The organism is Streptomyces adelaidensis (assembly GCF_016598475.1).
Taxonomy (GTDB): Bacteria; Actinomycetota; Actinomycetes; order Streptomycetales; family Streptomycetaceae; genus Streptomyces; species Streptomyces adelaidensis.
The window spans coordinates 16,588-37,693 of sequence record NZ_JAEMUX010000074.1; the positions used below are offsets into that span (position 1 = coordinate 16,588).

Here is a 21,106-nt window from a genome sequence, read left to right on the forward strand (position 1 = left end):
AGATGACCTCCACACAGTCCAAGTTCCCCTTCCTGCGGCAGGACTTCGCCGCCTCGCTCGTCGTGTTCCTGGTCGCCCTGCCGCTGTGCGTGGGCGTGGCCGTCGCCTCCGGGGTGCCGGCCGAACTCGGCCTGGTCACCGGCATCGTGGGCGGCATCGTCGCCGGCCTGATGCCGGGCAGCAGTCTCCAGGTCTCCGGCCCGGCGGCCGGTCTGACCGTGCTGGTCTTCGAGGCGGTGCGCCAGTTCGGCCTGCCGGCCCTCGGGGTGATCGTGCTCGCCGCCGGTCTGCTCCAGCTCGCCATGGGCGCGCTGAAGCTGGGCCGCTGGTTCCGCGCGATATCCGTCTCCGTCGTCGAGGGCATGCTCGCGGGCATCGGCCTCGTGATCATCGCCGGCCAGCTCTACGCGGCGGCCGGCCTGAAGGCCCCCGCCTCCGGCCTCGACAAGATCACGGGCCTGCCCGGAGCCGTCGTCGAGGCAGCCGGCAGCACCGCCGCGCTCGCCTCGACCGCGGTCGGCGCGGGCACCGTAGCCGTACTGGTGCTGTGGAAGCGGCTGCCGAAGAAGGTCCAGGTCGTCCCCGGCGCCCTCGCCGCGGTCGTCCTGGCCACCCTCGCCGGCCTGGCGTTCGGTCTGCCGGTGGCGAACGTCGAGGTGAAGGGCCTGCTGGACGCCATCCAGCCGCCCGGCCTCGACGCCTTCGGGGAGCTGGCGAACGTGTCGATCATCGGCACGATCCTCGCCTTCACGCTCATCGCCTCCGCCGAGAGCCTGTTCAGCGCGGCGGCCGTGGACCGGCTGCACGACGGTCCGCGCACCGAGTACGACAAGGAGCTGATGGCCCAGGGCGCGGGCAACACCGTCTGCGGGATGCTGGGCGCGCTGCCGATGACCGCGGTCATCGTCCGCAGCTCCGCCAACCTCCAGGCGGGCGCGAAGACGAAGGCGTCCCGTGTCCTGCACGGCGTCTGGCTGCTCCTCTTCGCCGCCCTGCTGCCGGGCGCGCTGGCCCTCATCCCGCTGCCCGCCCTGGCCGGCATCCTCGTCCACGCGGGCTGGAAGCTGATCCCGTTCCGGGAGACCGTCTCCCTGTGGCGGGCGCACCGCGGCGAGGCGCTGATCCTGGTGGCCACGGCCGTGTCGATCGTCTTCGTCAACATGTTCGAGGGCGTACTGATCGGCCTGGCCCTCTCCGTCGCCAAGACGGCCTGGGAGGCCTCGCACATCAAGCTGGAGGTCATAGACAAGGGCGCCGGCCCCGTCCAGGCCCACCTCTCCGGCAACGCCACGTTCCTCCGCCTGCCGAAGATCCTCGACAACCTGGAGTCCCTCCCCCAGGACCGCCCCGTCGAACTCCACCTCACCGGCCTCCACCACCTCGACCACGCCTGCCGCACCGCCCTCGAAAACTGGGCGGAACGCCACAGCGCGACGGGCACGGAACCGGTAAAGGTGACGTCAGGAACACACTGACCTCGCCACCCGCACCGCACCCGCACCCTGCGACACGGGTGCGGGTGCGTCGTGGTCGCTCGCGCAGTTCCCCGCGCCCCTAAAAACCGCTGGGCCCGCCCCATGCCTTTAAGGGGCGCGGGGAACTGCGCGACCAGCCCCCACCGAACCCGCACCCGACCCCCAATCCAGGCATATCGTGGCATTATCGGTGATACGGGACGGCTCGAAGGGGGTCGTCATGATCCAAGAGCTAGTCGTGGTGGCCGCAACAGCCGGCGCCGCCGCCATGGTGTACGTCGCGGCCGCGGCCCGCGTGGTCAAGCAGTACGAACGCGGTGTCGTGTTCCGCCTCGGCCGCCTGCGGGGCGCCCCACGGACCCCCGGTTTCACCATGGTGGTCCCGGGCGTCGATCACATCCGCAAGGTGAACATGCAGATCGTGACGATGCCCGTCCCGGCCCAGGAGGGCATCACCCGCGACAACGTGACCGTGCGCGTCGACGCGGTCGTCTACTTCAAGGTCGTCGACGCGGCGAGCGCGATCATCCAGGTCGAGGACTACCGTTTCGCCGTCTCCCAGATGGCCCAGACCTCCCTCCGCTCGATCATCGGCAAGAGCGACCTTGACGACCTCCTCTCCAACCGCGAGAAGCTCAACCAGGGCTTGGAGCTGATGATCGACAGCCCGGCGGTGGAGTGGGGCGTCACCATCGACCGCGTCGAGATCAAGGACGTATCCCTTCCCGACACGATGAAGCGGTCCATGGCCCGCCAGGCCGAGGCCGACCGAGAACGCCGCGCCCGGATCATCAACGCGGACGCCGAGTTGCAGGCGTCGAGGAAGCTCGCCGAGGCCGCCAAGGAAATGTCCGAGCAGCCCGCCGCGCTCCAACTCCGCCTGCTGCAAACGGTGGTGGCCGTAGCCGCCGAGAAGAACTCCACGCTCGTACTCCCCTTCCCGGTGGAACTCCTGAGGTTCCTGGAACGAGCACAGGCGGGCCCCCCACCGGGCCCCGCACACCAGCAGTCGCAGCAGTCACAGCAGTCACGAGAGCCATCACAGCCATCACAGCCACGACAGACGTCCGAAATCCCATCCCTCCCTCCCCCTCCGACCGAGTGACACCGGGACGACTCCCCCGCCTCCCTCTATGCGCGTGGTTCACGTGGCGTTAATCGCGTGATACCACAGGCGGGTCACATCCTGTCCGCCAACAGGAAGGTAGTCCCGTGTCAGTGACCCGACGTCAGGCCATCGCCCGTTCAGGTGCCCTGGGAGCAGGCATCGCGTTCTCCGGAGCCCTGTCCGAACTCTTCGCGGGCACGGCCGCCGCGCAGAGCGGCCCAGGCCACTCCGGCAACAGCAACGGCTACGGCCCGCTGATCCCCGACCCGAACGGCCTGCTCGATCTGCCGAAAGGTTTCCGCTACCAGGTCCTGTCCCGCGAGGGCGACCGGCTCCGCTCCGGCGAGGGCAAGGTCCCGAGCAACCACGACGGCATGTCCGCCTTCCCGGGCAGACACGGCCGCGTCCACCTGGTCCGCAACCACGAGAACCGCTACAACGCCGACATCCCGGTCCCCACGATCAAGGGCCTCACCTACGACCCGATGGGCAAGGGCGGCTGTACGGCGCTGACCCTCGACGCCCGCAACAAGGTCCTCTCCGAGCGGGTCGCCATCGCCGGCACCGCCGTCAACTGCGCGGGCGGGCCGACTCCTTGGGGCACCTGGCTGACCTGCGAGGAGACCGAGGACAGGGCAGGCACCAACGGCTACACCAAGGACCACGGTTTCATCTTCGAGGTCGACGCGGCCGACCCGCGCCGCTCCGGAGCCGTACCCCTGACCGCGATGGGCCGGTTCCAGCACGAGGCGATCGCGGTCGACCCGAAGCGTGGAGTCGTCTACGAGACGGAGGACGCCTTCGAGCGCCCCTTCGGCCTCTTCTACCGCTTCCTCCCCAACAAGCCGAAGGGCGGCCTCGGTTCACTGCGCGCGGGCGGCCGGCTCCAGGCGATGCGCGTGCCGGGCGTACCCGATCTCTCCTCCATCCAGGAGACGGGCGCCTGCTTCGAGCACATCGAATGGGTGGACGTCCCCGACCCGCTCGCCGCCCAAACCGCCATTCGTCACCAGGACTTCGGACCGAAGGGCATCACCCACGCCCAGAAGCTGGAGGGCTGCTACTGGGGCGGCCGCTGCGTCTACTTCGTCTCCTCCTTCGCCCGCAGCGCGGACGGCTCGGCCGCCGACCACTACGGCCAGATCTGGCGCTACGACCCCGACGACCGCACCCTCACCCTCGTCATCGTCTTCGGCCCCGACACCGACATCCAGCTCCCCGGCGAGTCCCCCGACAACATCTGCCTCGCCCCCAGCGGCGGCCTCATGGTCTGCGAGGACGGCAGCGGAATCCAGCACGTCTACGGCGTCACCCGCCACGGCCACGTCTACGCCATGGCCCGCAACGCCCAGAACATCGGCACCCCCACCGCCCCCGAATGGGGGGAGTTCGCCGGCGTCACCTTCTCCCCGGACGGCGACACGATGTACGTCAACTGCTACACCCCGGGCACGACGTTCGCGGTGACCGGGCCGTGGCGTCGATGACGGCCTCCGACGAAATCCTCACCGCTCCCTAGCGAACCCCAGCAGGTCCGCTTCACCGTCATCGTCCAGTACTCCCGCTACGCCAAGGACAAGTGCCCCGCCTGGATGAACCAGTGACGCGATACGAAGACCGTGAGCAGCAGGCGGCCGTCAGCCGCCTGCTGCTCGACCACCTGAACGCACCCCTCTGCGAAGGCTGCCGCCTGATCGGCGTCCTGCCCGCCCCCGGCGCCGTGCGGATCGCCATCCGCGCCGGGGACGACGAGGACGGCATCACCTTCCTCTACGAGATCCCGCACGACCTCGTGGCCCCGGCCCACATCCCCCGCATCCTGCGTACCACCCTGGCCGGAACCCAGCTCTACAGCAGCGACGAGATCAGCGACGTCATGGGCATGACCCTCATCCGCCTCCACCCGGAGGAGATCAGCCCCGCGCCCGAGTCCGAGGAGGAACAGGCACTCAGCTTGTCGTTTATCTGACGAGGTCGAAACGTGCCTCGAACTGAGTCGCTCACCTGGGCATTCGCGGGACGCGTGGGCGGCCTCGGCCTGATCATGTGCTCCGACCAAGGACGCACCTGACCAGACCGAGGCCGTGGAGAAGAGTGTGCTGCAACAGGGGTACAGGCATGAGGCGTTCGCGACGCTGTCACGCTTCCGTGGCGACTTCTACGACTGCCTGAACGGGCGGGCTGACGCACTGTTCGAGCTCACCGATGCCCTGCTGTGCACGGACGGGCCGGTCAGGACACTGGTCGACCTCGCCCTGGCGCCGGAACACCGCCGTGGTCACGGTGCCTTGTACGGCGGCTTGAACAAGGGGCATGTGGATATAGGCCGACTGCGGCGGAGGGTCGCGGGGCTGCCGCTGCCCAAGGCCGCCGACGGCCGCCTGGTCCTGGCGGTCGACGTCTCGCCGTGGCTGCGGCCGGACGCCGCGACCTGTCCGGACCGCTCGTTCTGCCACACCTACGGCCGGGGCGAGGCCAAGCACCAGATGATTCCGGGCTGGCCGTACTCGGTCGTGGCCGCGCTGGAGACCGGCCGCACCTCCTGGACTGCGGTGCTCGACGCGATCCGTCTTCAGCCGGGGGCCGACCTCGCCGCAGTCACCACCGCCCAGCTGCGCGAGGTCGTCGATCAGCTCATCGCCGCTGGTCAATGGAGCGAGGGGGATCCCGAGATCCTCATCGTGCTGGACTCCGGGTACGACGCCCCGCGCATCGCCCACCTGCTGGCCGACCTGCCCGTGGAGATCCTGGGACGGCTGCGCTCGGACCGAGTGATGCGCCGCCCGACACCACCGCGCGTCTACAACCCCAAGGGCGGCCGACCACCCAAGCACGGCGGCGAGTTCGTCTTCGGCCAGCCCGACACCTGGGGCGCCGAGCAGGCCGTGACAGTCACCGACACGCGGCTCTACGGGAAGGCGACCGCGCAAGCGTGGGACCGGCTGCACCCGCGACTGACCCGCCGGGCGGCCTGGGCCGACTGTGAGGGACCACTGCCCGTCATCGAGGGCACCGTCATTCGCCTGGTCGTGGAGAAGCTGCCCTCTGGCGGGGTCAACAAGCCGGTCTGGCTGTGGTGGTCGGGCACCGGCGCCACCGCGGCGGATGTCGACCGCTGCTGGCAGTCATTCCTGCGCAGATTCGACATCGAGCACACCTTCCGCCTGTTCAAGCAGACCCTGGGCTGGACGAAGCCGAGGCTCCGCAGCCCCGAGGCCGCCGACCGCTGGACGTGGCTGGTGATCGCCGCTCACACCCAGCTCCGGCTCGCCCGTCCGCTCGCCGTCGACCTGCGCCGGCCGTGGGAGAAGAAGGTCGAGCCGAACAAGCTCACCCCGGCCCGGGTCCGCCGGGGGTTCCGGAACCTCCACGCGAAGACGCCCTCTCCAGCGCGTGCACCGAAACCTGCCACTCCCGGCCCCGGCCGGCCGCCCGGCTCCAAGAACCGCCGGTCGGCGTCACGCCACGACGTGGGACGCGTCCTGGCCACCGGAGAGGCCTACACACGCCCCGCCCACCACAAGAAGGGCACCAAGCCCCGCCGAACTCAATAGGTGAGCACCCCGCCCCCGCAGCTGCCACGATGCACCCATGGATCTTGAGAACCCCGGCGAGCTGGTGGTGCGCCGCGCAGAAGCCTCAGACTGGACCGGATTGGCCAGGATCGACTCCACCGCCGCAGCGGGCGACCACGTGCGAGGCATGAGCATCCGACGCTGGTGCGAACAAGGCCTGCTCCTCCTTGCCCAGGACGCATCCGGCCCCTTGGGCTACAGCGTGCTGGAATACACCTTCTTCGAGCAGGGCTTCGTCACCATGCTGATGGTTGCGCCCACCGCCCGCCGAAAGGGCGTGGGCACACATCTCCTCAAGGCCACCGAAGCCGCGTGCACCACGCCGAAGCTGTTCACTTCGACCAATGTCTCCAACCAACCCATGCAACGCCTGTTGCAGTTCGTCGGCTGGAGCCCTGTTGGCCTGCTCCACGGCCTGGACGAAGGCGATCCTGAACTCTTCTACCTGTGCCCAAGCATCCGACTACGCGGCATAGCCGAGGCCGAAGGTTAAACGGCAAGCTCAGCGTCCTGCGCGCCCTGTCCGACCCCGGCGACGACGAGAATCCCTTCCTGATCGGCTTCCTGATGCGCGGCGACCGCCGGCTGCGCCTGTACGTACGCCGTCCCGACAGCACCGGAATCATCGGCGCCGACATCCACCTGACCGACACCCTCACCGCGCTGATCGCCTCCCTCCCCTCCCTCATCGAGGAAGAGGAGCGCCACCGGCCGGCCCCGGACGACCCGCACTGCGATCTCCTCGTGGACCTGACCGCTTGGCGAGAGACCCCGGAGCGCGCATGTACGGCGCCGGGCCGTACATGCGTGTTCGATGGACAGTACGCGTAACCATTCGTGACTCTGGGTGAGTTGATCGTGGGGAAGATCCCCGTCAGGTCCGACCCACCCGGAGGTGGCCGAGCATGAGCGTCGACTGGGAGCCCGACCCGTCCGACAGCCTGAAGACGTTCGGAGCGTTCGTGCAGGCGCTGCGCGAGCATCACGGCTATACGAGAGAGCAGTTCGCTCCGCTGGTGCAGTACAGCGTGCATACGGTCGCGTCGATCGAGCTGGGGCGGAGGATGGCGGACGAGGTGTTCGTGGAGCGGGCGGATCGGGTGCTGGGTGATACGGGGGCGTTGCTGCGCGCCTCGAAGTACCTGTCGCGACAGCCTGGGTTGGCGTCGTGGTTCCGCAAGTGGGCGCGGTTGGAGGGCCAGGCGGTCAGCCTGAGTACGTACGAGTGCCGGTTGGTGCCGGGGTTGTTGCAGTCGGAGCAGTACGCGCGGGCCGTGTTCGGTGAGAGCATTCCGCCCCGGACCGACGAACAACTCGAAGCGCAGATGACGGCACGCATGGAGCGGCAACGGTTGTTCCGTGAACGGCCCAGCACCTCGTTCAGCTTCATCATCGAAGAGGCCGTCCTCCGGAGGGATCTGGGCGGACCGGACGTCACGCGCGGGATGCTCGACCACGTGCTGGAGTACGTGCGGCTGCGGAACGTCGTGGTTCAGGTCATGCCGCTGAACAGCAGGCACCACGCCTGTCTCGACGGCCCCCTACGGCTCGTTGAGCTGCCGGACGGACGCCGTCACGCCTACTCAGAAGGACAGAAAAGCGGTCGGCTGATCTCCGACGTGAAAGAGGTCGGTGTGCTCTGCCAGCGGTATGCGACACTGCGCTCGCAGGCCCTCTCACCCGCAGATTCCGAGGGTCTGTTGGAGCGAATGCGAGGAGCGTAATGAGCAGGCCCGAGCTCGCCTGGTTCAAGAGCGGCTACAGCGGCACCGAGGGCGACAGCTGCGTCGAGGTCGCCCTCGTCTGGCGCAAGTCGACGTACAGCGGCACCGAGGGCGACGACTGCGTAGAAGTCGCCGCCTCCCCCTCCACCGTCCGCGTCCGTGACTCCAAGCTCCCCCGTAGCCCGGAGCTGGCGCTCTCCCCCGCGGCCTGGACCTCCTTCATCACCCAGGCGAGTGACTTCGGGCCGGACTCCCGGTAGTCGGGCAGCTAAACAGACAATCCGCAGGCGCCACCCGTTTACGTTCATGCGGTGATCGCACCTGTACGAAGAATCACCGTGCTCGCCGCGCTCTGCGCACTCGGCGCCGCCCTCGCCGCCTGCGGCACACAGCAGGCCTCGACCCGCATCGTCACCGCCACGACGCACCCCCCGGCCGTCGACGCCTCCCGGCCGCCCACGCTCGCGCCGGGGCCGGCCGGGCTGACCCCCGTGTTCGAGCACGGCCCCCGCGCGCGTCGCGACAGGACCGTGGCGCTCACGTTCGACGCGGACATGACCGTGGATCAAGGGGATCGGGCCGCTGCGGGCGAACGGTTCGACAACCCCGAACTGATCGCGGCGCTTCGGCAGTTGAAGGTTCCGGCCACGATGTTCATGACGGGGCGGTGGGCGGAGGAGTACCCGATCCAGGCGCGGTCGATCGGGCGGGACCCGTTGTTCGAGGTCGCGAATCACTCGTACAGCCATCACGCCTTCACCGAGGACTGCCACGGCCTGCCGACCATGGCGCCGGGGCGGATGCGGGCGGACCTGGAGCGGGCCTACCGGGTGTTCCGTGAGGCGGGGATCGAGGAACCGATGCCGTACTTCCGGTTCCCCGGCGGCTGCTACGACGGGCGCGCGCTGCGGAGTCTGAGCGCGTCCGGGGTGACGGCGGTGCAGTGGGACGTGGTGAGCGGGGACGCCTTCGCGACGGACGCGGACGCGGTGGCGCGGGACGTGCTGGAGGGGGTGCGGCCGGGCTCGGTGGTGGTCATGCACTGCACGCACAGTGCCGCGCCGGTCACGGAGAGGGCCGTACGGGCGATCGTGCCCGCACTGCGGGAGCGCGGGTACCGGTTCGTGAAGGTGTCGGAGCTGGTCGGGGCGACGGCGACGGCGAGGTAGGGGTCCGGTTCGCCGAGTCGTCCTACGCTGGATGTATGAGCGAGTACCGCGGCACCGAACCTACCCCTCCCGCGGCGCCGGCCCCGGCCGACGGTCCGCCCTTCGCCGACTGCGTGCTGTGCCAGGAGCCCACCGAGTACCCGGAGTCGTACAAGGGGATCACGCTGTGCCCCGTGTGCGAGTGGCGGGAGGCCGAGCGGACCGCCTGTTCAGGCTGAGCGGCGGGTCGTCAGGGCGCAGGCCAGGGCGATCGCGGCGGCCGTGAGGAGCGCGGCGGCCAGGGAAAGGACGGGGACGGGGATCGTCGCGCGCTGGGAGCCTTCCACCAGGGCGGTGATCGCCGCGTGGGCCGGGGAGCCCGAGACGACGAGGGCCAGCAGTGCGCCGAGGAGGAGTGCGGGGACGGCTCGGCCGGGCGAGCGCAGCAGGGGCCAGTTGGTGAGGGCGCCGACGGCCGTGCCGAGGAGGGCGCAGGCGAGGGTGGCCAGGAGGCCGGCGATGCCCGCCGGGAGGGCCGCGATCCGGGTCTGGTGGTCCGTGCTCGTCCAGTCGCTGATGACCGTGACGAAGAGGGTGGCCGCCGTGCCGAGGAGCGTGGCCGCCGCCAGCGCCACCAGCACACAGGCCAGGTGCGCACGGCCCGGTCCCGCTGCCGCTCCCGTACAACTCCGGGCCGCCGGGGGCTCGTTGGTGGCGCAGATCCGTACCAGCCAGGCGGCGACGGGCAGGAGCGCGGCGGCCGAGTAGCCGAGCGAGTCGAGGATCGGCTGCCCGCTCTGCACACCGATGGCGAGGAACGTCGCGTACAGGATGACGGGCGGCAGCCAGCGCTGGGATCGCAGGAGGAGGGCGGCCTGGTAGCGGAGGAGGGCGGTCATCAGGAGCTTTCCACTTCCAGTTCGGCTGCGACTTCGGCTTCCGCTTCGGCTTCGGCTTCGGCTTTGGCCGGGACGGGTGACTCCGCGCCCACGGTCACCACATGCCAGGGCGGACGCGCACCCAGCAACGCCCGCAGCAGCGCGTCCGACCTCGCCTCCGGGACGGTGAACCGGTGTGTACCGGATGCCGTTTCCTCTACGCCGGTCGCCAACTTCGCTATCTCGTCCGGGACTTGAGCCGCGTACGGTCCTTGCCCCTCGACCAGCACCACCGGGTCGTCCGTCGCCGCCCGCGAAAGTACCTTCTCCATACGGAGGTCGAGGGCGCCCCCGACGACCGCGTACGTGGCGTCCGGTACCCCGGTCAGGCGGCGCGGGTCGTGGTCGACGAAGACGACGGCGGCCCCGGCCCCGGTGCGCTCGACGACCACGCGCTCCAACTCGTCGCGGGCATCGGCGTCCAGGCCGGTCCAGGCCTCGTCGAGAACGAGCAACTGCGGTTCGGCGAGCAGGGCTTGGGCCACGGCGACCTTCTGGCTGCTGCCCTTGGAGAGCTCCGCCATCGGCGTACGGGCGTACTCGGCGGCGCCGAAGCGCTCCAGCCACTCGTCGGCCGCGTCGGCGGCGGCCGGGCGGTCCAGGCCGTGCACCGCGCCGAGATGGGTGAGGTACTCGGCGGCGGTGAACGGCAGCGCGGCCGGGAAGCGTTCGGGGACGTACGCCGTGCGCGGGCGTCCCGTGGCCCGGCCCTCCGTGGGCGCGTCGAGGCCGGCGAGGACGCGGAGCAGCGTCGACTTGCCGGTGCCGTTCGCGCCCTCCACCCGGATCAGCGCGCCGGGGGCGATCTCCAGGTCGACGCCCCGCAGCACCCAGGGGCCGCGCAGCCCGTAACGGCGGCCGACACCCTCCAGCCTCAGCAGTAACTCACGTTCCATGCGCCCATCCTCTAACAACGGCGCGAGGCGGATACGCGCCGGGGAAGGGATCTGCCGCCTGGCAGACTGGGCGGGTGACCATCAGTGACCCCGCTTCCACCCCCGCTTCCGCGCAGGACAGCCCCTTCCGGGACGAGCGGACCTCCCGCGACGAGGCGCCCCAGTTCGTGCTGCCCCTGGTCGCCCACATCGAGAAGGCCGCTCCCCCGGCGCGTACGGACGCGCTGGAGACGGCGGCGCGGGCCGTGCTGGTGATGCTGAGCGACGCGCGGGCGCTGGGGGACGGGGAGTGGGCCGAGGCGGTGCGGAGCTGGCAGGACGCCCGGATCCGCAAGGTGGTCCGGCGGGCGCGCGGCGCGGAGTGGCGCCGGGCCGAGGCGCTGCCCGGGATCACGGTGACGGGCAAGTCGGCCGAGGTGCGCGTCTTCCCGCCGGTCCCCCTCGACGGCTGGCCCAAGGACCTGGCCCGTCTCCAGGTCTCCGGCACGGACCTCGACGACCCGGAGCCGCCGGCCGGCCCCGGCCCCGCCGCCCCGGTCCTCTGGCTGAACCCGACGGTCGACATGTCGGCGGGCAAGGCCATGGCCCAGGCCGGCCACGGCGCCCAACTCGCCTGGTGGGACCTCTCCGACGCGTCCCGCACCGCCTGGCGCGACGCGGGCTTCCCCCTCGCCGTCCGCACCGCCGCGCCCGCCGACTGGCCCGCCCTCACCACCTCCGGCCTCCCCGTCGTCCGCGACGCCGGCTTCACCGAAGTCGCCCCGGGCTCCTGCACGGTGGTCGCCGACCACCGGCCGCTGCGCACCGGCTGACGGCCCCCGCGCCCGGACCCGCCCCGCCGCACTCCGCCGCACTGACTCGTGTCGGGGACCCCGCCTGCGCCCTCTCAGCCCGTTCAAAGCTCGTTGAACAACCCCGCCGCGCCGTACGTATCTCCCTGCACTGGCCAAGCAACTGTCCCAACGACCAGTTGGCATCATCCGGGAGGATCACTTTGCGGCGTCTCAACGGCTCGCTCATCGCCGGCCTGGCCCTCGTCGTCACCGCCGGCGCGCTGGCGTTCCCCGTATGGTCCTACGCCGACCGTTCAGGCACCGGTCAGGCCAATATGGCCGCCGGTACGGTGAACACCCAGTGGGGGCCGCTGACGGCCTCCGACCGGGATCTGATCATTCGCGTGCGGCTCGCCGGACTGTGGGAGCTGCCGGCCGCCGAGCAGGCGATGCAGCGGTCGGACAGCGCGACCGTGAAGGAGGCGGCGGACCACCTGATCGTGGGCCACAAGGACCTCGACGAGCGGGTGCGGACCGTGGCGAACCAGCTGGGCGTCGAGCTGCCGAACCAGCCGAACCCCCAGCAGCAGGCCTGGCTCCAGCAGATGAGCAACGCCACGGACGACCAGTACGACCGCACGTGGGCGAACCTGCTGCGGTCCGCGCACGGCAAGATCTTCCCGGCCATCGGGCAGGTGCGCAACGGCACCCAGAACACGCTGGTGCGCCAGCTGGCCTCGGACACGAACCAGACCGTGCTCGACCACATCACGTTCCTCGAGGCCACCGGAGAGGTCGACTTCGACGCGATCGCCAACGGCACGATCTGACGCGGTCACAGCTTCACCACCCCCCTCAGCGGTCAAGCCCCACGACCCGGGCGGCCCCGCAACCCCAAGCAACAGTCAGTCCCCAACTCTCAGTTGGTTTCCTCCGGGAGGCTCATTTGCGACGCTCGAAGGGCTCTGTCCTCGTCGCCCTGGCGATCGCCGGCACGATCAGCGCGGTCGCGTACCCCGTGATCTACTCGTACCCCAACCGCAACGCCACGGCCGCGGCCGCGGCCGCGCTCACCGGCGACACGGTGACCACCCAGTGGGGGCCGCTCACCCCCGCCGACCGCGACCTGATCGTCCGGGTGCGGCTGGCCGGTCTGTGGGAGCTGCCGGCCGGGCAGCAGGCCCTGGAGCGGGCCTCCAGCCAGACCGTCAAGGAGGCCGCGGACCACCTGATCGTGGGCCACGCGGACCTCGACAAGCGGGTACGGATCATCGCCGCGAAGCTGGGCGTCGAGCTGCCGAACCAGCCGACGGCGGAGCAGCAGGGCTGGCTGGACCAGATGACCGCCGCCAAGACCGAGGCGGACTACAACAAGACCTGGGCGAACCTGCTGCGGGCCGCCCACGGCAAGATCTTCCCGGCCATCGCCACCGTGCGGAACACCACCCGCAACACGCTGGTACGGCAGCTGGCCTCCGACGCCAACCAGACCGTGCTCGACCACATCACGATCCTGGAAGGCACCGGCGAGGTCGACTTCGAGACCATCGCCAACAACTCCGTCGGCGGCACCGCCAGCCCGACCGGCCCGCCGCCGCCCGAGCCCGGCCAGGTGCCGCCCGTCGCGCCCGCCGCCGAGCCGTCCACCAACCCCGACGTGAAGTCGAAGCCGTCGCCGACCACGCCCGGTCTGGTCCCCACCGGGCGCCCGGACCCGGAGGAGCTCAACGGGGAGCAGGGCGAACCGCAGATCCAGCAGTAGTTCAGCAGCAGTTCAGCAGTTGTCCGACAGGCGGAGAGCCCGGAAAGCTCAAATGTTGCTCTGAAGGTCCCCTCCACGGGGTTCGGCCCCGGCTGCCGGGGCCATCACTCCGTCACGCCGGAACACAGGTCCGCCGTAGGAGACGCACACAGGGTCCTGGTGAAGCCGTGGCCGACGTGATCGAGGAGGGGACGATGGAGCAGATCGCACAGTTGGGGACGGGCATCGGCTGGCGGCCGGAGATCGCCGACGCGGTCGAGCGTATGGCGGGGTCGAAGGGCTCGAAGGGCTCGGAGGGCGGTTCGCGGGGCGGTGTCGACTGGGTCGAGGTCGTCGCCGAGAACGTCTGTCCGGGCCACATCTCCGAGTCGCTGCTGCGGCTGCGCGAGCGCGGCGTCACGGTCGTCCCGCACGGCGTCTCCCTCGGCCTCGGCGGCGCCGACCGCCCCGACGAGCAGCGCCTGCGCTCCCTCGCCGAGCGCGCGGAGGCCCTGGGCGCCCCCCTCGTCACGGAGCACATCGCCTTCGTACGGGCGGGGGGCGCCCTCACCGCGTCGCCGCTGCTGGAGGCCGGGCACCTGCTGCCGGTGCCGCGCACCCGGGACGCCCTGGCCGTGCTCTGCGAGCACGTGCGCATCGCCCAGGACGCGCTGCCCGTGCCGCTCGCCCTGGAGAACATCGCGGCCCTCATCAACTGGCCCGGCGAGGAGATGACCGAGGGTCAGTTCCTGTACGACCTCGTCGACCGCACCGGGGTCCGGCTCCTCATCGACGTGGCGAACCTGCACACCAACCACGTCAACCGGGGCGAGGACCCCGCGAAGGCGCTCGAGGAGCTGCCGGTCGAGGCCATCGCGTACGTCCATGTCGCGGGCGGATTCGAGCGCGACGGCGTCTGGCACGACAGCCACGCCCACCCCGTCCCCCGGCAGGTCCTCGACATCCTCGCCGACCTCACCTCCCGCGTGACCCCACCGGGCGTCCTCCTGGAGCGCGACGACAACTTCCCGGAGCCGGGCGAGCTGGTGCGGGAGCTGGGGGCGATCCGGGGGGTGCTGGAGAAGGCCGAGGTGCGTGACCTGGGGAAGCGCGAGGAGACGGCGTCCGCCTGCGCACCCGCCACGGCCGTGGCGGCCGAGCCCGCCGCCCGGCAGCGGCTCGGGCTGTCGCAGGCCGCGCTGTTGTCCGCGCTGGTCGCGGGGACGCCGGTGCCCGAGGGGTTCGACCGGGTGCGGCTGGGGGTCCAGGCGCGGGCTCTCGCGGCCAAGCGGGCGGACGTCGTGGCGAAGGTGGCGCCGGAGCTCCCGGAGATCCTCGGTTCGTCGTACCGGCCGGCCTTCGTCGCGTACGCGCAGGGCCATCCGATGGCCGACGGCTACCGGCGGGACGCCCTGTCCTTCGCCGAGCATGTGCTGCTGACGGACCGGCTGGAGGACGCGGAGGCCCTCCGTGAGCTGCGCCAGTGGTGGCTGGAGCGGTCGGGCCCCGCCCCGCTCTCCCAGCGTCCGACGGCCCGGCTGGCCCGCGCGACCCGCAGGGTGCTGCTACGCCGTTGAGCCGGGGTGCTCGACCCAGATGTGCTGCGATTAACAAACCCGGCCCCCACACACGGGCTTGACGTCCTTTTCACTCCGCTTTCACACCACCTGTCCATGGCGTCGCGTACCCCATCCGACGCGGTTTGTCCCCTCCTCAACCCTTCCTCCTCCTACGGCAGTTGGCGTAGACCGGGCAGTAACATGCCGATCCGAAGGCCAACGAGCACCCGAAGCGCACTAGCGTGCCGTGCCGCGAGCAGGAGGCACCATGCGATCCACCAACCGCAGAGGAGGACTGTTCAGTGGGACAGGACTCATCGTCGCCGGGTTGACGGCGACCCTCATCGCGCTGATCTTCCCGATCTGGTCCTACGCGGACCGCTCCGGAACCGGCGTCAGCGTGCTCAACGCGTCCACCGTGACGACCCAGTACGGTCCGCTGTCGGCCCTGGACCAGGAGTTCATCACCAAGGTCAGGCTGGCCGGGCTGTGGGAGCTGCCCGCCGGGCAGCAGGCCGAGACCAAGGGCACCACCGAGGCCGTACGGACGGCCGGGGCGCATCTCATCGAGGGGCACACCTTCCTCGACGCCCGCGTGCGCAACGTGGCCGCGCGTCTCGCCCTGCCGCTGCCCAACCAGCCGAGCGACCAGCAGAAGGCATGGCTGGACACGCTGACGGCGGCGCGGGGCGAGCAGTACGACCGCGAGTTCGCCAACGTCCTGCGACTGGCCCACGGCAAGGTCTTCTCCGTCGTCGCCCAGGTCCGCGCCACCACCCGTAACTCGCTGGTCCGCGACCTCGCCGACGACGCCAACACGACCGTCCTCGACCACATCAAGGTCCTGGAGGCCACCGGCCTCGTCGACTACGACGCCATCGCCCGCGACGCGGCCTCCGCGAGCGCCCCGCCCCTCACCAACTCCCCCGCCCCACCCGGCCCACTGAACGCCCCCGGCTCCCCGCTCCCGGTGACCCCGTCGCCGACCGCCCCGCCGACGTCGTCCCCGCCCGCACTGCCGCCGGCCGCCAACGGGCCGGGGTCGGGCGACGACTAGGCAAGCGGCCCGTGCGGGGCCCGGCCATCACCGGGCCTGGCAATTGCGGGCCGCAACGGCGAACTATCGGAAGAGACCGGGCACGTTCCCTCCGGATTGCGGACATCGCGCGGCGGCGGACCGGGCCGGTCGCGTAGAAACGCGCCATGATCTGGCTCCTCTTCCTGCTGCTGGCGTGGGCAGTCGCCGGTGTGTCCTGCGCGCGGCTGTGCCTGGCCTCGATGCGCGCGGCGGCGGCCGACTCGGACGTCCACGCGCCGCATCACCACCGCTGTCACCGGCTCACGCTGTACGAGGCGGCGTTCCTGTCCGGCGGCCCGGCGCGCGTCGCCGACCTCACCCTCGTCTCCATGGCCCGCCAGCGCCGGCTCCTGCTCGCGCACACCGGGTGGGCGACCGTCGTGGACCCGGACGGGCGGGACGAGATGGAGCGCTCGGTCATCGGGGCGATAGGGCCCGGCGGCCAGTCCCGCATAGCGCCCGTACGGCGGTCCGCGGCGGGCGCGGAGTCCGTACGACGCCTCGCCGACCGGCTCGTCGTGGCGGGGCTGGCCATCCCGGACCGGGCGCGGACGGGCGTCGCCGACGCGGTCGGGCAGGTGCGGGGCGCCGCGCTCGCCGTGTGCGCGTTGGGGACGCTGGCGTTTCTGCTGCCCTCGCAGGGGGTCCGGGAGCAAGGGGTCCAGACGCAGGGGGCTCAGGCACAGGGGCTGCCGGTCGCCCTCTGGTTCGCGTTGCCCCTCGTGCTGACCCTCGCCTGTCTCGTGGTCGCCCGGATCGAGGCCCATCCGTATGTGCGCTGGGCCTCGCCCGCCGGGGTGCGGATGCTGGACGCCGCGGTGGGGCGGGGTGGGGGCGACTGGGCGGACCTCGCCTCCGTGGCCGTCTGGGGGATCGGAGCGGTGGAGTCGGCGGAGTTGCGGGCGGCGTTCGATCACCGGTAGCGGCGCGGGGGCGACACCAGGGGCCGATGTACGGGCGGTGCTTTACATTCACCCCTTTATAAACCAAACATCCCTTTTGTTGCTGTCGTGCTTCGGAGGGATTCGCGATGCGAGCTGCTGCCGTTCTCTACGGAACTGTCGGGGCGGTGCTGCTGAGCGCCCTCGGCACACCTCCCGCCTCGGGTGACACGGGTTCGGTGGCGGGGCAGGCCGTCGCCGCCCGGCGCGCGGCGGACACCGGGATCCGGTTCGGGAAGTGTCCCGTGGCGGAGGGGCTGCCGGACGGGGTGCGGTGCGGGACGGTCAAGGTGCCGCTCGACTACGCCCGGCCCGACGGCAGGCAGATCGCGCTGACCGTCAGCCGGATCAGGGCCACCGGTAGGGGCGCCGGCGGGAAGGGGACCAAGGCCGCCAGGCAAGGGGCGCTCGTCTTCAACCCGGGCGGACCCGGCGGCTCCGGCATGTACTTCCCGCTCATCGGCTACCTCCCGGAGTGGAAGCGGATCGCGGCCGCGTACGACCTCGTCGGGTACGCCCCGCGCGGGGTGGGACGCTCGGCGCCGCTGTCCTGCGAGGACCCCAAGCGGCTGCACCGGGGGCCCTCGGCGGCGCCGACCCACCCTTCGGAGTCGTACAAGAAGGAGCGGATCGCGCGGGCGAAGGCGTATGCGCGGGGGTGTGCGCGGCGGGGCGGGAGCGCGCTGCGGCACTACCACTCGCTCAACAACGCCCGCGACCTGGACGTGCTGCGGGCCGCGCTCGGCGAGCGGCGGCTGACGTTCATGGGGGCGTCGTACGGAACCTATTTCGGGGCGCTGTACGCGACGCTGTTCCCGTCACGGGTCCGCCGGATGGTCTTCGACTCGGCGGTGAATCCGGATCCCGAGCAGATCTGGTACCGCAACAACCTCGACCAGTCGGCGGCGTTCGAGGGGCGCTGGGCGGACTTCCGGGCGTGGGTCGCCAAGCACCACAAGGTGTACGGGCTGGGTGACACCCCGCGGAAGGTGCTGCGGAGCTACCAGCGGGCGGCGGCGCGCCTAGCCGCCGCGCCGGCCGGCGGCAAGGTGGGGCCGGGGCAGTTGCAGGGCGCGTTTCTGCAGGCCGCGTACTACGACGACTACTGGCCGCAGCGCGCGCTGGCCCTCTCCGCGTATCTGAAGGGCGACCCGAAGCCGCTGGTCCAGCTCGCCGGGCCGTACCCGGAGGCGGCCGTCGAGCAGGAGAACGCCAATGCCGTCTACACGGCCGTCGAGTGCAACGACGGGCCCTGGCCGACGCGGTGGCCGGTCTGGGACCGCGACAACACGCGGCTCGCGCGCACCGCGCCCTTCGAGACGTGGGACAACGTGTGGACGAACCTGCCCTGCGCGTACTGGGGCGGGCCGCGCCAACAGCCGCTCGATGTGCGCACGGGGCCGGGTGAACTGCCGCCGACGCTGATCCTGGCGGCCGAGCGGGACGCGGCCACGCCGTACGACGGGGCGATCGAGTTGCACCGACGGCTCTGGGGATCGGTGCTGGTGACCGAGCGGGACTCGGGGAACCACGGGGTCGGCGGTGGGCCGAACAAGTGTGTGAACGGGTACTTGGAGGCGTACCTGTTGGAGGGGCGGGTGCCGGAGCGGCGTGCGGCTTGTGCGCCGCACGCCGAACCAAGGCCTGGTGCTCCGCGGTCAGGGGCCGGGCGATCAGGTGGTCGGGCGGCTGCGGGCCCGTCGTGGCCGATCGCGCAGTTCCCCGCGCCCCTTAAAAGCACGGGGCGCGGGTGGTCCGCCTAGGCGAGGCCCTCCACCAGCTCGGCCACCGACCTGCGGCGGCCCGTGTAGAAGGGGACCTCTTCGCGGACGTGCATGCGGGCCTCGGAGGCGCGGAGGTGGCGCATGAGGTCGACGATGCGGTAGAGCTCGTCGGCCTCGAAGGCGAGGAGCCACTCGTAGTCACCGAGGGAGAACGAGGCGACCGTGTTGGCGCGGACGTCCGGGTAGCCGCGGGCCATCTTGCCGTGGTCGGCGAGCATGCGGCGGCGGTCCTCGTCGGGCAGCAGGTACCAGTCGTAGGAGCGCACGAAGGGGTAGACGCTGACGTAGTCGCGGGGCGTCTCGTCGGCGAGGAACGCCGGGATGTGCGAGCGGTTGAACTCGGCCGGGCGGTGCAGCGCCATGTTCGACCACACGGGCGTGAGCGCGCGGCCCAGCTTCGTACGGCGGAAGAGGTTGTACGCCTCCTGGAGCTGGTCGCTGGTCTCGGCGTGCCACCAGATCATGAGGTCGGCGTCGGCGCGCAGGCCCGACACGTCGTACGTGCCGCGGATGGTGACGTCCTTCGCGGCGAGCTGGTCGAACAGCTCCTGGACCTCGTCGGCGTAACCGGCGCGGTCCTGCGGGAGTACGTCCTTCAGCTTGAAGACGGACCACAGCGTGTAGCGGATGACCTCGTTGAGGTCCTTGGCCAGCTTGCCCTTGTTCGGGATCCGGCCGGACTCGGTGGTGGGGGCGTCGTCGCTCATGGTTCCTATTCTCCCGCTCCGCCGTGCGGGCTCCGCACCGGGTTGGCGGTGAGGTCCTGCACAGCGCGCAGGTCTCCGTGGATCCGGTCGACGGCCGCGGCGGCGCTCGCGACGCAGGCCGGGATGCCCACGCCGTCGTACGCCGCGCCGCAGACCGCGAGGCCCGGCAGCTTGGCGACGTGCTCGCGGACGCGGGCCACGCGCGCGTGGTGGCCGACCGGGTACTGGGGCAGGCCGTCGTCCCAGCGGGTGACGCGGGTTTCGAGGGGCGTGGCGGCCAGGCCGGTGGCCTGCTGGAGGTCGTGTCTCGACACGTCCACGAGGTGGGTGTCGTCATGGTCCAGGATCGCCGTCTCGCCGTGCCGGCCGACGGAGGTGCGCAGGATCAGCAGGCCGGGGTCCTGGTCGGCGATCCAGGCCCACTTCTGGGAGGCGAACGTGGACGCCTTGATGGTGCGGCCGTCGACCGGCGGCACCAGGAAGCCGCTGCCCTCGGGGAGGGTGACATCGGCGCGGCGGTAGGCGAGGGTGACGAGGGCCATGGAGGCGTACTCGACGGCGGTCAGCTCGGCGGCGGCCTCCGGGGCCTCGGCGCGCAGCAGTCCGGCGGCGACCGGGGCGGGCACGGCCACGACGACGGCGTCGGCGTGCAGGACGCGGTCGCGGTCCCCGGTGACGACGCGCCAGCCGCCGGGACCCCCGCGGCGCAGCTCCGTGACGGGGCTCCGGGTGAGGATCTCGGCGCCGCGCGCCCGTACCGACTCGGCGACGGCGAGCGGCAGTTGGCCGACCCCGCCCTCGATGCCCATGAAGACCGGCCCGGTCTGCTGGGCGGCGGCCGCGCGGGCCTGGATGCCTCGGACTGCCTCGGTGAGGGAGGTGTGGGTCCGGGCGGCCTGGAAGAGCTGCGGGACGGCCGAGCGCATCGAGATGCGGTACGCGTCGCCCGCGTAGACACCGCCGAGCAGAGGCTCCACCAGGCGGTCGACGACCTCTCGGCCGAGGCGGGCCGCCACGTACTCCCCCACCGCCACGTCGTCGCCGACCTCGGTGCGCGGCAGGTCGGCGTCCCGCTCGATGCGGGCCAGGCCCTCGTCGGAGAGGACCCCGGAGAGGGCGGACGCGGTGCCGGGGACGCCCATGACGTGGCCCTTGGGCATGGGCCGCAGGGCGCCCCGGGTCCACAGGGAGGCCGTGGCGGTGGCGGGCGGCCGGAGCCGGTCGGCGAGGCCGACCTCGCGCGCGAGGGCCACCGCCTCGGGGCGGCGCGCGAGCATCGACTCGGCGCCGAAGTCGACCCGCGCGCCAGCGATCTCGCCGGGCAGCAGCTTGCCGCCCACCCGGTCCGACGCCTCCAGGACGGTCACTCTCGCACCCCGGTCCAGCAGCCCGTGCGCGGCGGCCAGCCCCGCGATCCCGGCCCCGATGACGATGACGTGCCCGGCGTCCGCATGCGATCCGCTCATGGCTCCACCTTCTCAGATGTCACTGACAGTCATGTCGGTCAGTGCCGCCGTCAGGCCTGGCGGGTATGTGGCCGCGCCGAGTCCGGACCGTGACCGCTTCGGGACCGCCGGGGGCAAACGTCCCGGCCCGCTCCGGCGTCGAAGGACCGTCAGCAAGGCAAGCGGATCAAGCAGATCCGGTCACGACCCTCGG

The 21,106-nt window shown here is 71.4% G+C and carries 22 protein-coding genes; 18 read left to right on the forward strand and 4 right to left on the reverse strand.

Going from position 1 to position 21,106, the window contains the following annotated elements; translation table 11 throughout:
- The first annotated feature begins 2 nt into the window (after window positions 1-2).
- The 11 genes from I8N67_RS31725 to I8N67_RS31775 all read left to right on the forward strand — a co-directional run bounded on the left by I8N67_RS31725 (window position 3) and on the right by I8N67_RS31775 (window position 9,269).
- Complete coding sequence (locus I8N67_RS31725; protein WP_200307690.1) at window positions 3-1,475, forward strand: SulP family inorganic anion transporter; 1,473 nt, start codon at window positions 3-5, stop codon at window positions 1,473-1,475.
- A 220-nt stretch (window positions 1,476-1,695) separates the two neighbouring features.
- The gene (locus tag I8N67_RS31730; RefSeq protein ID WP_200307691.1) at window positions 1,696-2,580 is read left to right on the forward strand and encodes a slipin family protein; all 885 of its coding nucleotides are present in this window, start codon (window positions 1,696-1,698) and stop codon (window positions 2,578-2,580) included.
- 107 nt (window positions 2,581-2,687) lie between these two features.
- A complete protein-coding gene (locus tag I8N67_RS31735) occupies window positions 2,688-4,070 on the forward strand; it encodes a PhoX family protein (protein ID WP_200307692.1) in 1,383 nt (460 codons plus the stop codon).
- A 113-nt stretch (window positions 4,071-4,183) separates the two neighbouring features.
- Window positions 4,184-4,552 (forward strand): hypothetical protein, encoded by a 369-nt coding sequence (locus tag I8N67_RS31740; protein WP_200307693.1) that lies wholly within the window; start codon window positions 4,184-4,186, stop codon window positions 4,550-4,552.
- Window positions 4,553-4,679: 127 nt separating this feature from the next.
- On the forward strand, window positions 4,680-6,137 hold the full coding sequence (locus tag I8N67_RS31745; protein ID WP_307835430.1) for an NF041680 family putative transposase: 1,458 nt from the start codon (window positions 4,680-4,682) through the stop codon (window positions 6,135-6,137).
- Window positions 6,138-6,174: 37 nt separating this feature from the next.
- A complete protein-coding gene (locus I8N67_RS31750; RefSeq protein ID WP_200307695.1) occupies window positions 6,175-6,651 on the forward strand; it encodes a GNAT family N-acetyltransferase in 477 nt (158 codons plus the stop codon).
- Complete coding sequence (locus tag I8N67_RS31755) at window positions 6,606-6,989, forward strand: hypothetical protein (RefSeq protein ID WP_200307696.1); 384 nt, start codon at window positions 6,606-6,608, stop codon at window positions 6,987-6,989. The genes I8N67_RS31750 and I8N67_RS31755 overlap by 46 nt, the downstream gene beginning before the upstream one ends.
- 74 nt (window positions 6,990-7,063) lie before the next feature.
- The gene (locus I8N67_RS31760; protein WP_200307697.1) at window positions 7,064-7,882 is read left to right on the forward strand and encodes a helix-turn-helix domain-containing protein; all 819 of its coding nucleotides are present in this window, start codon (window positions 7,064-7,066) and stop codon (window positions 7,880-7,882) included.
- A complete protein-coding gene (locus I8N67_RS31765; protein ID WP_200307698.1) occupies window positions 7,882-8,142 on the forward strand; it encodes a DUF397 domain-containing protein in 261 nt (86 codons plus the stop codon). Before I8N67_RS31760 ends, I8N67_RS31765 begins: the two co-directional genes overlap by 1 nt.
- A gap of 51 nt (window positions 8,143-8,193) precedes the next feature.
- Window positions 8,194-9,051 (forward strand): polysaccharide deacetylase family protein, encoded by an 858-nt coding sequence (locus I8N67_RS31770; protein WP_200307699.1) that lies wholly within the window; start codon window positions 8,194-8,196, stop codon window positions 9,049-9,051.
- Window positions 9,052-9,086: 35 nt separating this feature from the next.
- The gene (locus I8N67_RS31775) at window positions 9,087-9,269 is read left to right on the forward strand and encodes a hypothetical protein (protein ID WP_200307700.1); all 183 of its coding nucleotides are present in this window, start codon (window positions 9,087-9,089) and stop codon (window positions 9,267-9,269) included.
- Here the strand turns inward: I8N67_RS31775 and I8N67_RS31780 are convergent.
- Both I8N67_RS31780 and I8N67_RS31785 read right to left on the reverse strand, forming a co-directional pair.
- A complete protein-coding gene (locus I8N67_RS31780; protein ID WP_200307701.1) occupies window positions 9,261-9,929 on the reverse strand; it encodes an ABC transporter in 669 nt (222 codons plus the stop codon). The genes I8N67_RS31775 and I8N67_RS31780 overlap by 9 nt on opposite strands.
- On the reverse strand, window positions 9,929-10,864 hold the full coding sequence (locus tag I8N67_RS31785; protein WP_200307702.1) for an ABC transporter ATP-binding protein: 936 nt from the start codon (window positions 10,862-10,864) through the stop codon (window positions 9,929-9,931). The genes I8N67_RS31780 and I8N67_RS31785 overlap by 1 nt, the downstream gene beginning before the upstream one ends.
- 80 nt (window positions 10,865-10,944) lie before the next feature.
- Here I8N67_RS31785 and I8N67_RS31790 point away from each other — a divergent pair, with 80 nt between their 5' ends.
- The 7 genes from I8N67_RS31790 to I8N67_RS31820 all read left to right on the forward strand — a co-directional run bounded on the left by I8N67_RS31790 (window position 10,945) and on the right by I8N67_RS31820 (window position 18,719).
- Entirely contained in the window at window positions 10,945-11,676 is a 732-nt protein-coding gene (locus I8N67_RS31790) for a peptidyl-tRNA hydrolase (protein ID WP_372443844.1), read from the forward strand.
- Between the two features lie 182 nt (window positions 11,677-11,858).
- Window positions 11,859-12,467, forward strand: coding sequence for a DUF4142 domain-containing protein (locus tag I8N67_RS31795; protein ID WP_200307704.1), 609 nt, complete (start codon window positions 11,859-11,861; stop codon window positions 12,465-12,467).
- 116 nt (window positions 12,468-12,583) lie between these two features.
- A complete protein-coding gene (locus I8N67_RS31800; RefSeq protein ID WP_200307705.1) occupies window positions 12,584-13,399 on the forward strand; it encodes a DUF4142 domain-containing protein in 816 nt (271 codons plus the stop codon).
- Window positions 13,400-13,593: 194 nt separating this feature from the next.
- On the forward strand, window positions 13,594-14,955 hold the full coding sequence (locus tag I8N67_RS31805; RefSeq protein WP_200307718.1) for an MbnB/TglH/ChrH family RiPP precursor modification enzyme: 1,362 nt from the start codon (window positions 13,594-13,596) through the stop codon (window positions 14,953-14,955).
- A gap of 250 nt (window positions 14,956-15,205) precedes the next feature.
- Window positions 15,206-15,994 carry a DUF4142 domain-containing protein gene (locus tag I8N67_RS31810; protein ID WP_200307706.1) on the forward strand — a complete coding sequence of 263 codons (789 nt, stop codon included), beginning with the start codon at window positions 15,206-15,208 and terminating at the stop codon, window positions 15,992-15,994.
- A gap of 146 nt (window positions 15,995-16,140) precedes the next feature.
- Entirely contained in the window at window positions 16,141-16,938 is a 798-nt protein-coding gene (locus I8N67_RS31815; RefSeq protein ID WP_200307707.1) for a TIGR04222 domain-containing membrane protein, read from the forward strand.
- Between the two features lie 107 nt (window positions 16,939-17,045).
- Window positions 17,046-18,719 carry an alpha/beta hydrolase gene (locus I8N67_RS31820; protein WP_200307708.1) on the forward strand — a complete coding sequence of 558 codons (1,674 nt, stop codon included), beginning with the start codon at window positions 17,046-17,048 and terminating at the stop codon, window positions 18,717-18,719.
- Here I8N67_RS31820 and hemQ read toward each other — a convergent pair.
- Both hemQ and hemG read right to left on the reverse strand, forming a co-directional pair.
- The gene (gene hemQ, locus I8N67_RS31825; protein WP_200307709.1) at window positions 18,716-19,447 is read right to left on the reverse strand and encodes a hydrogen peroxide-dependent heme synthase; all 732 of its coding nucleotides are present in this window, start codon (window positions 19,445-19,447) and stop codon (window positions 18,716-18,718) included. The two genes, I8N67_RS31820 and hemQ, sit on opposite strands and share 4 nt — an antisense overlap.
- Window positions 19,448-19,452: 5 nt before the next feature.
- Window positions 19,453-20,913 (reverse strand): protoporphyrinogen oxidase, encoded by a 1,461-nt coding sequence (hemG, locus tag I8N67_RS31830; RefSeq protein WP_200307710.1) that lies wholly within the window; start codon window positions 20,911-20,913, stop codon window positions 19,453-19,455.
- Between the last annotated feature and the right edge of the window lie 193 nt (window positions 20,914-21,106).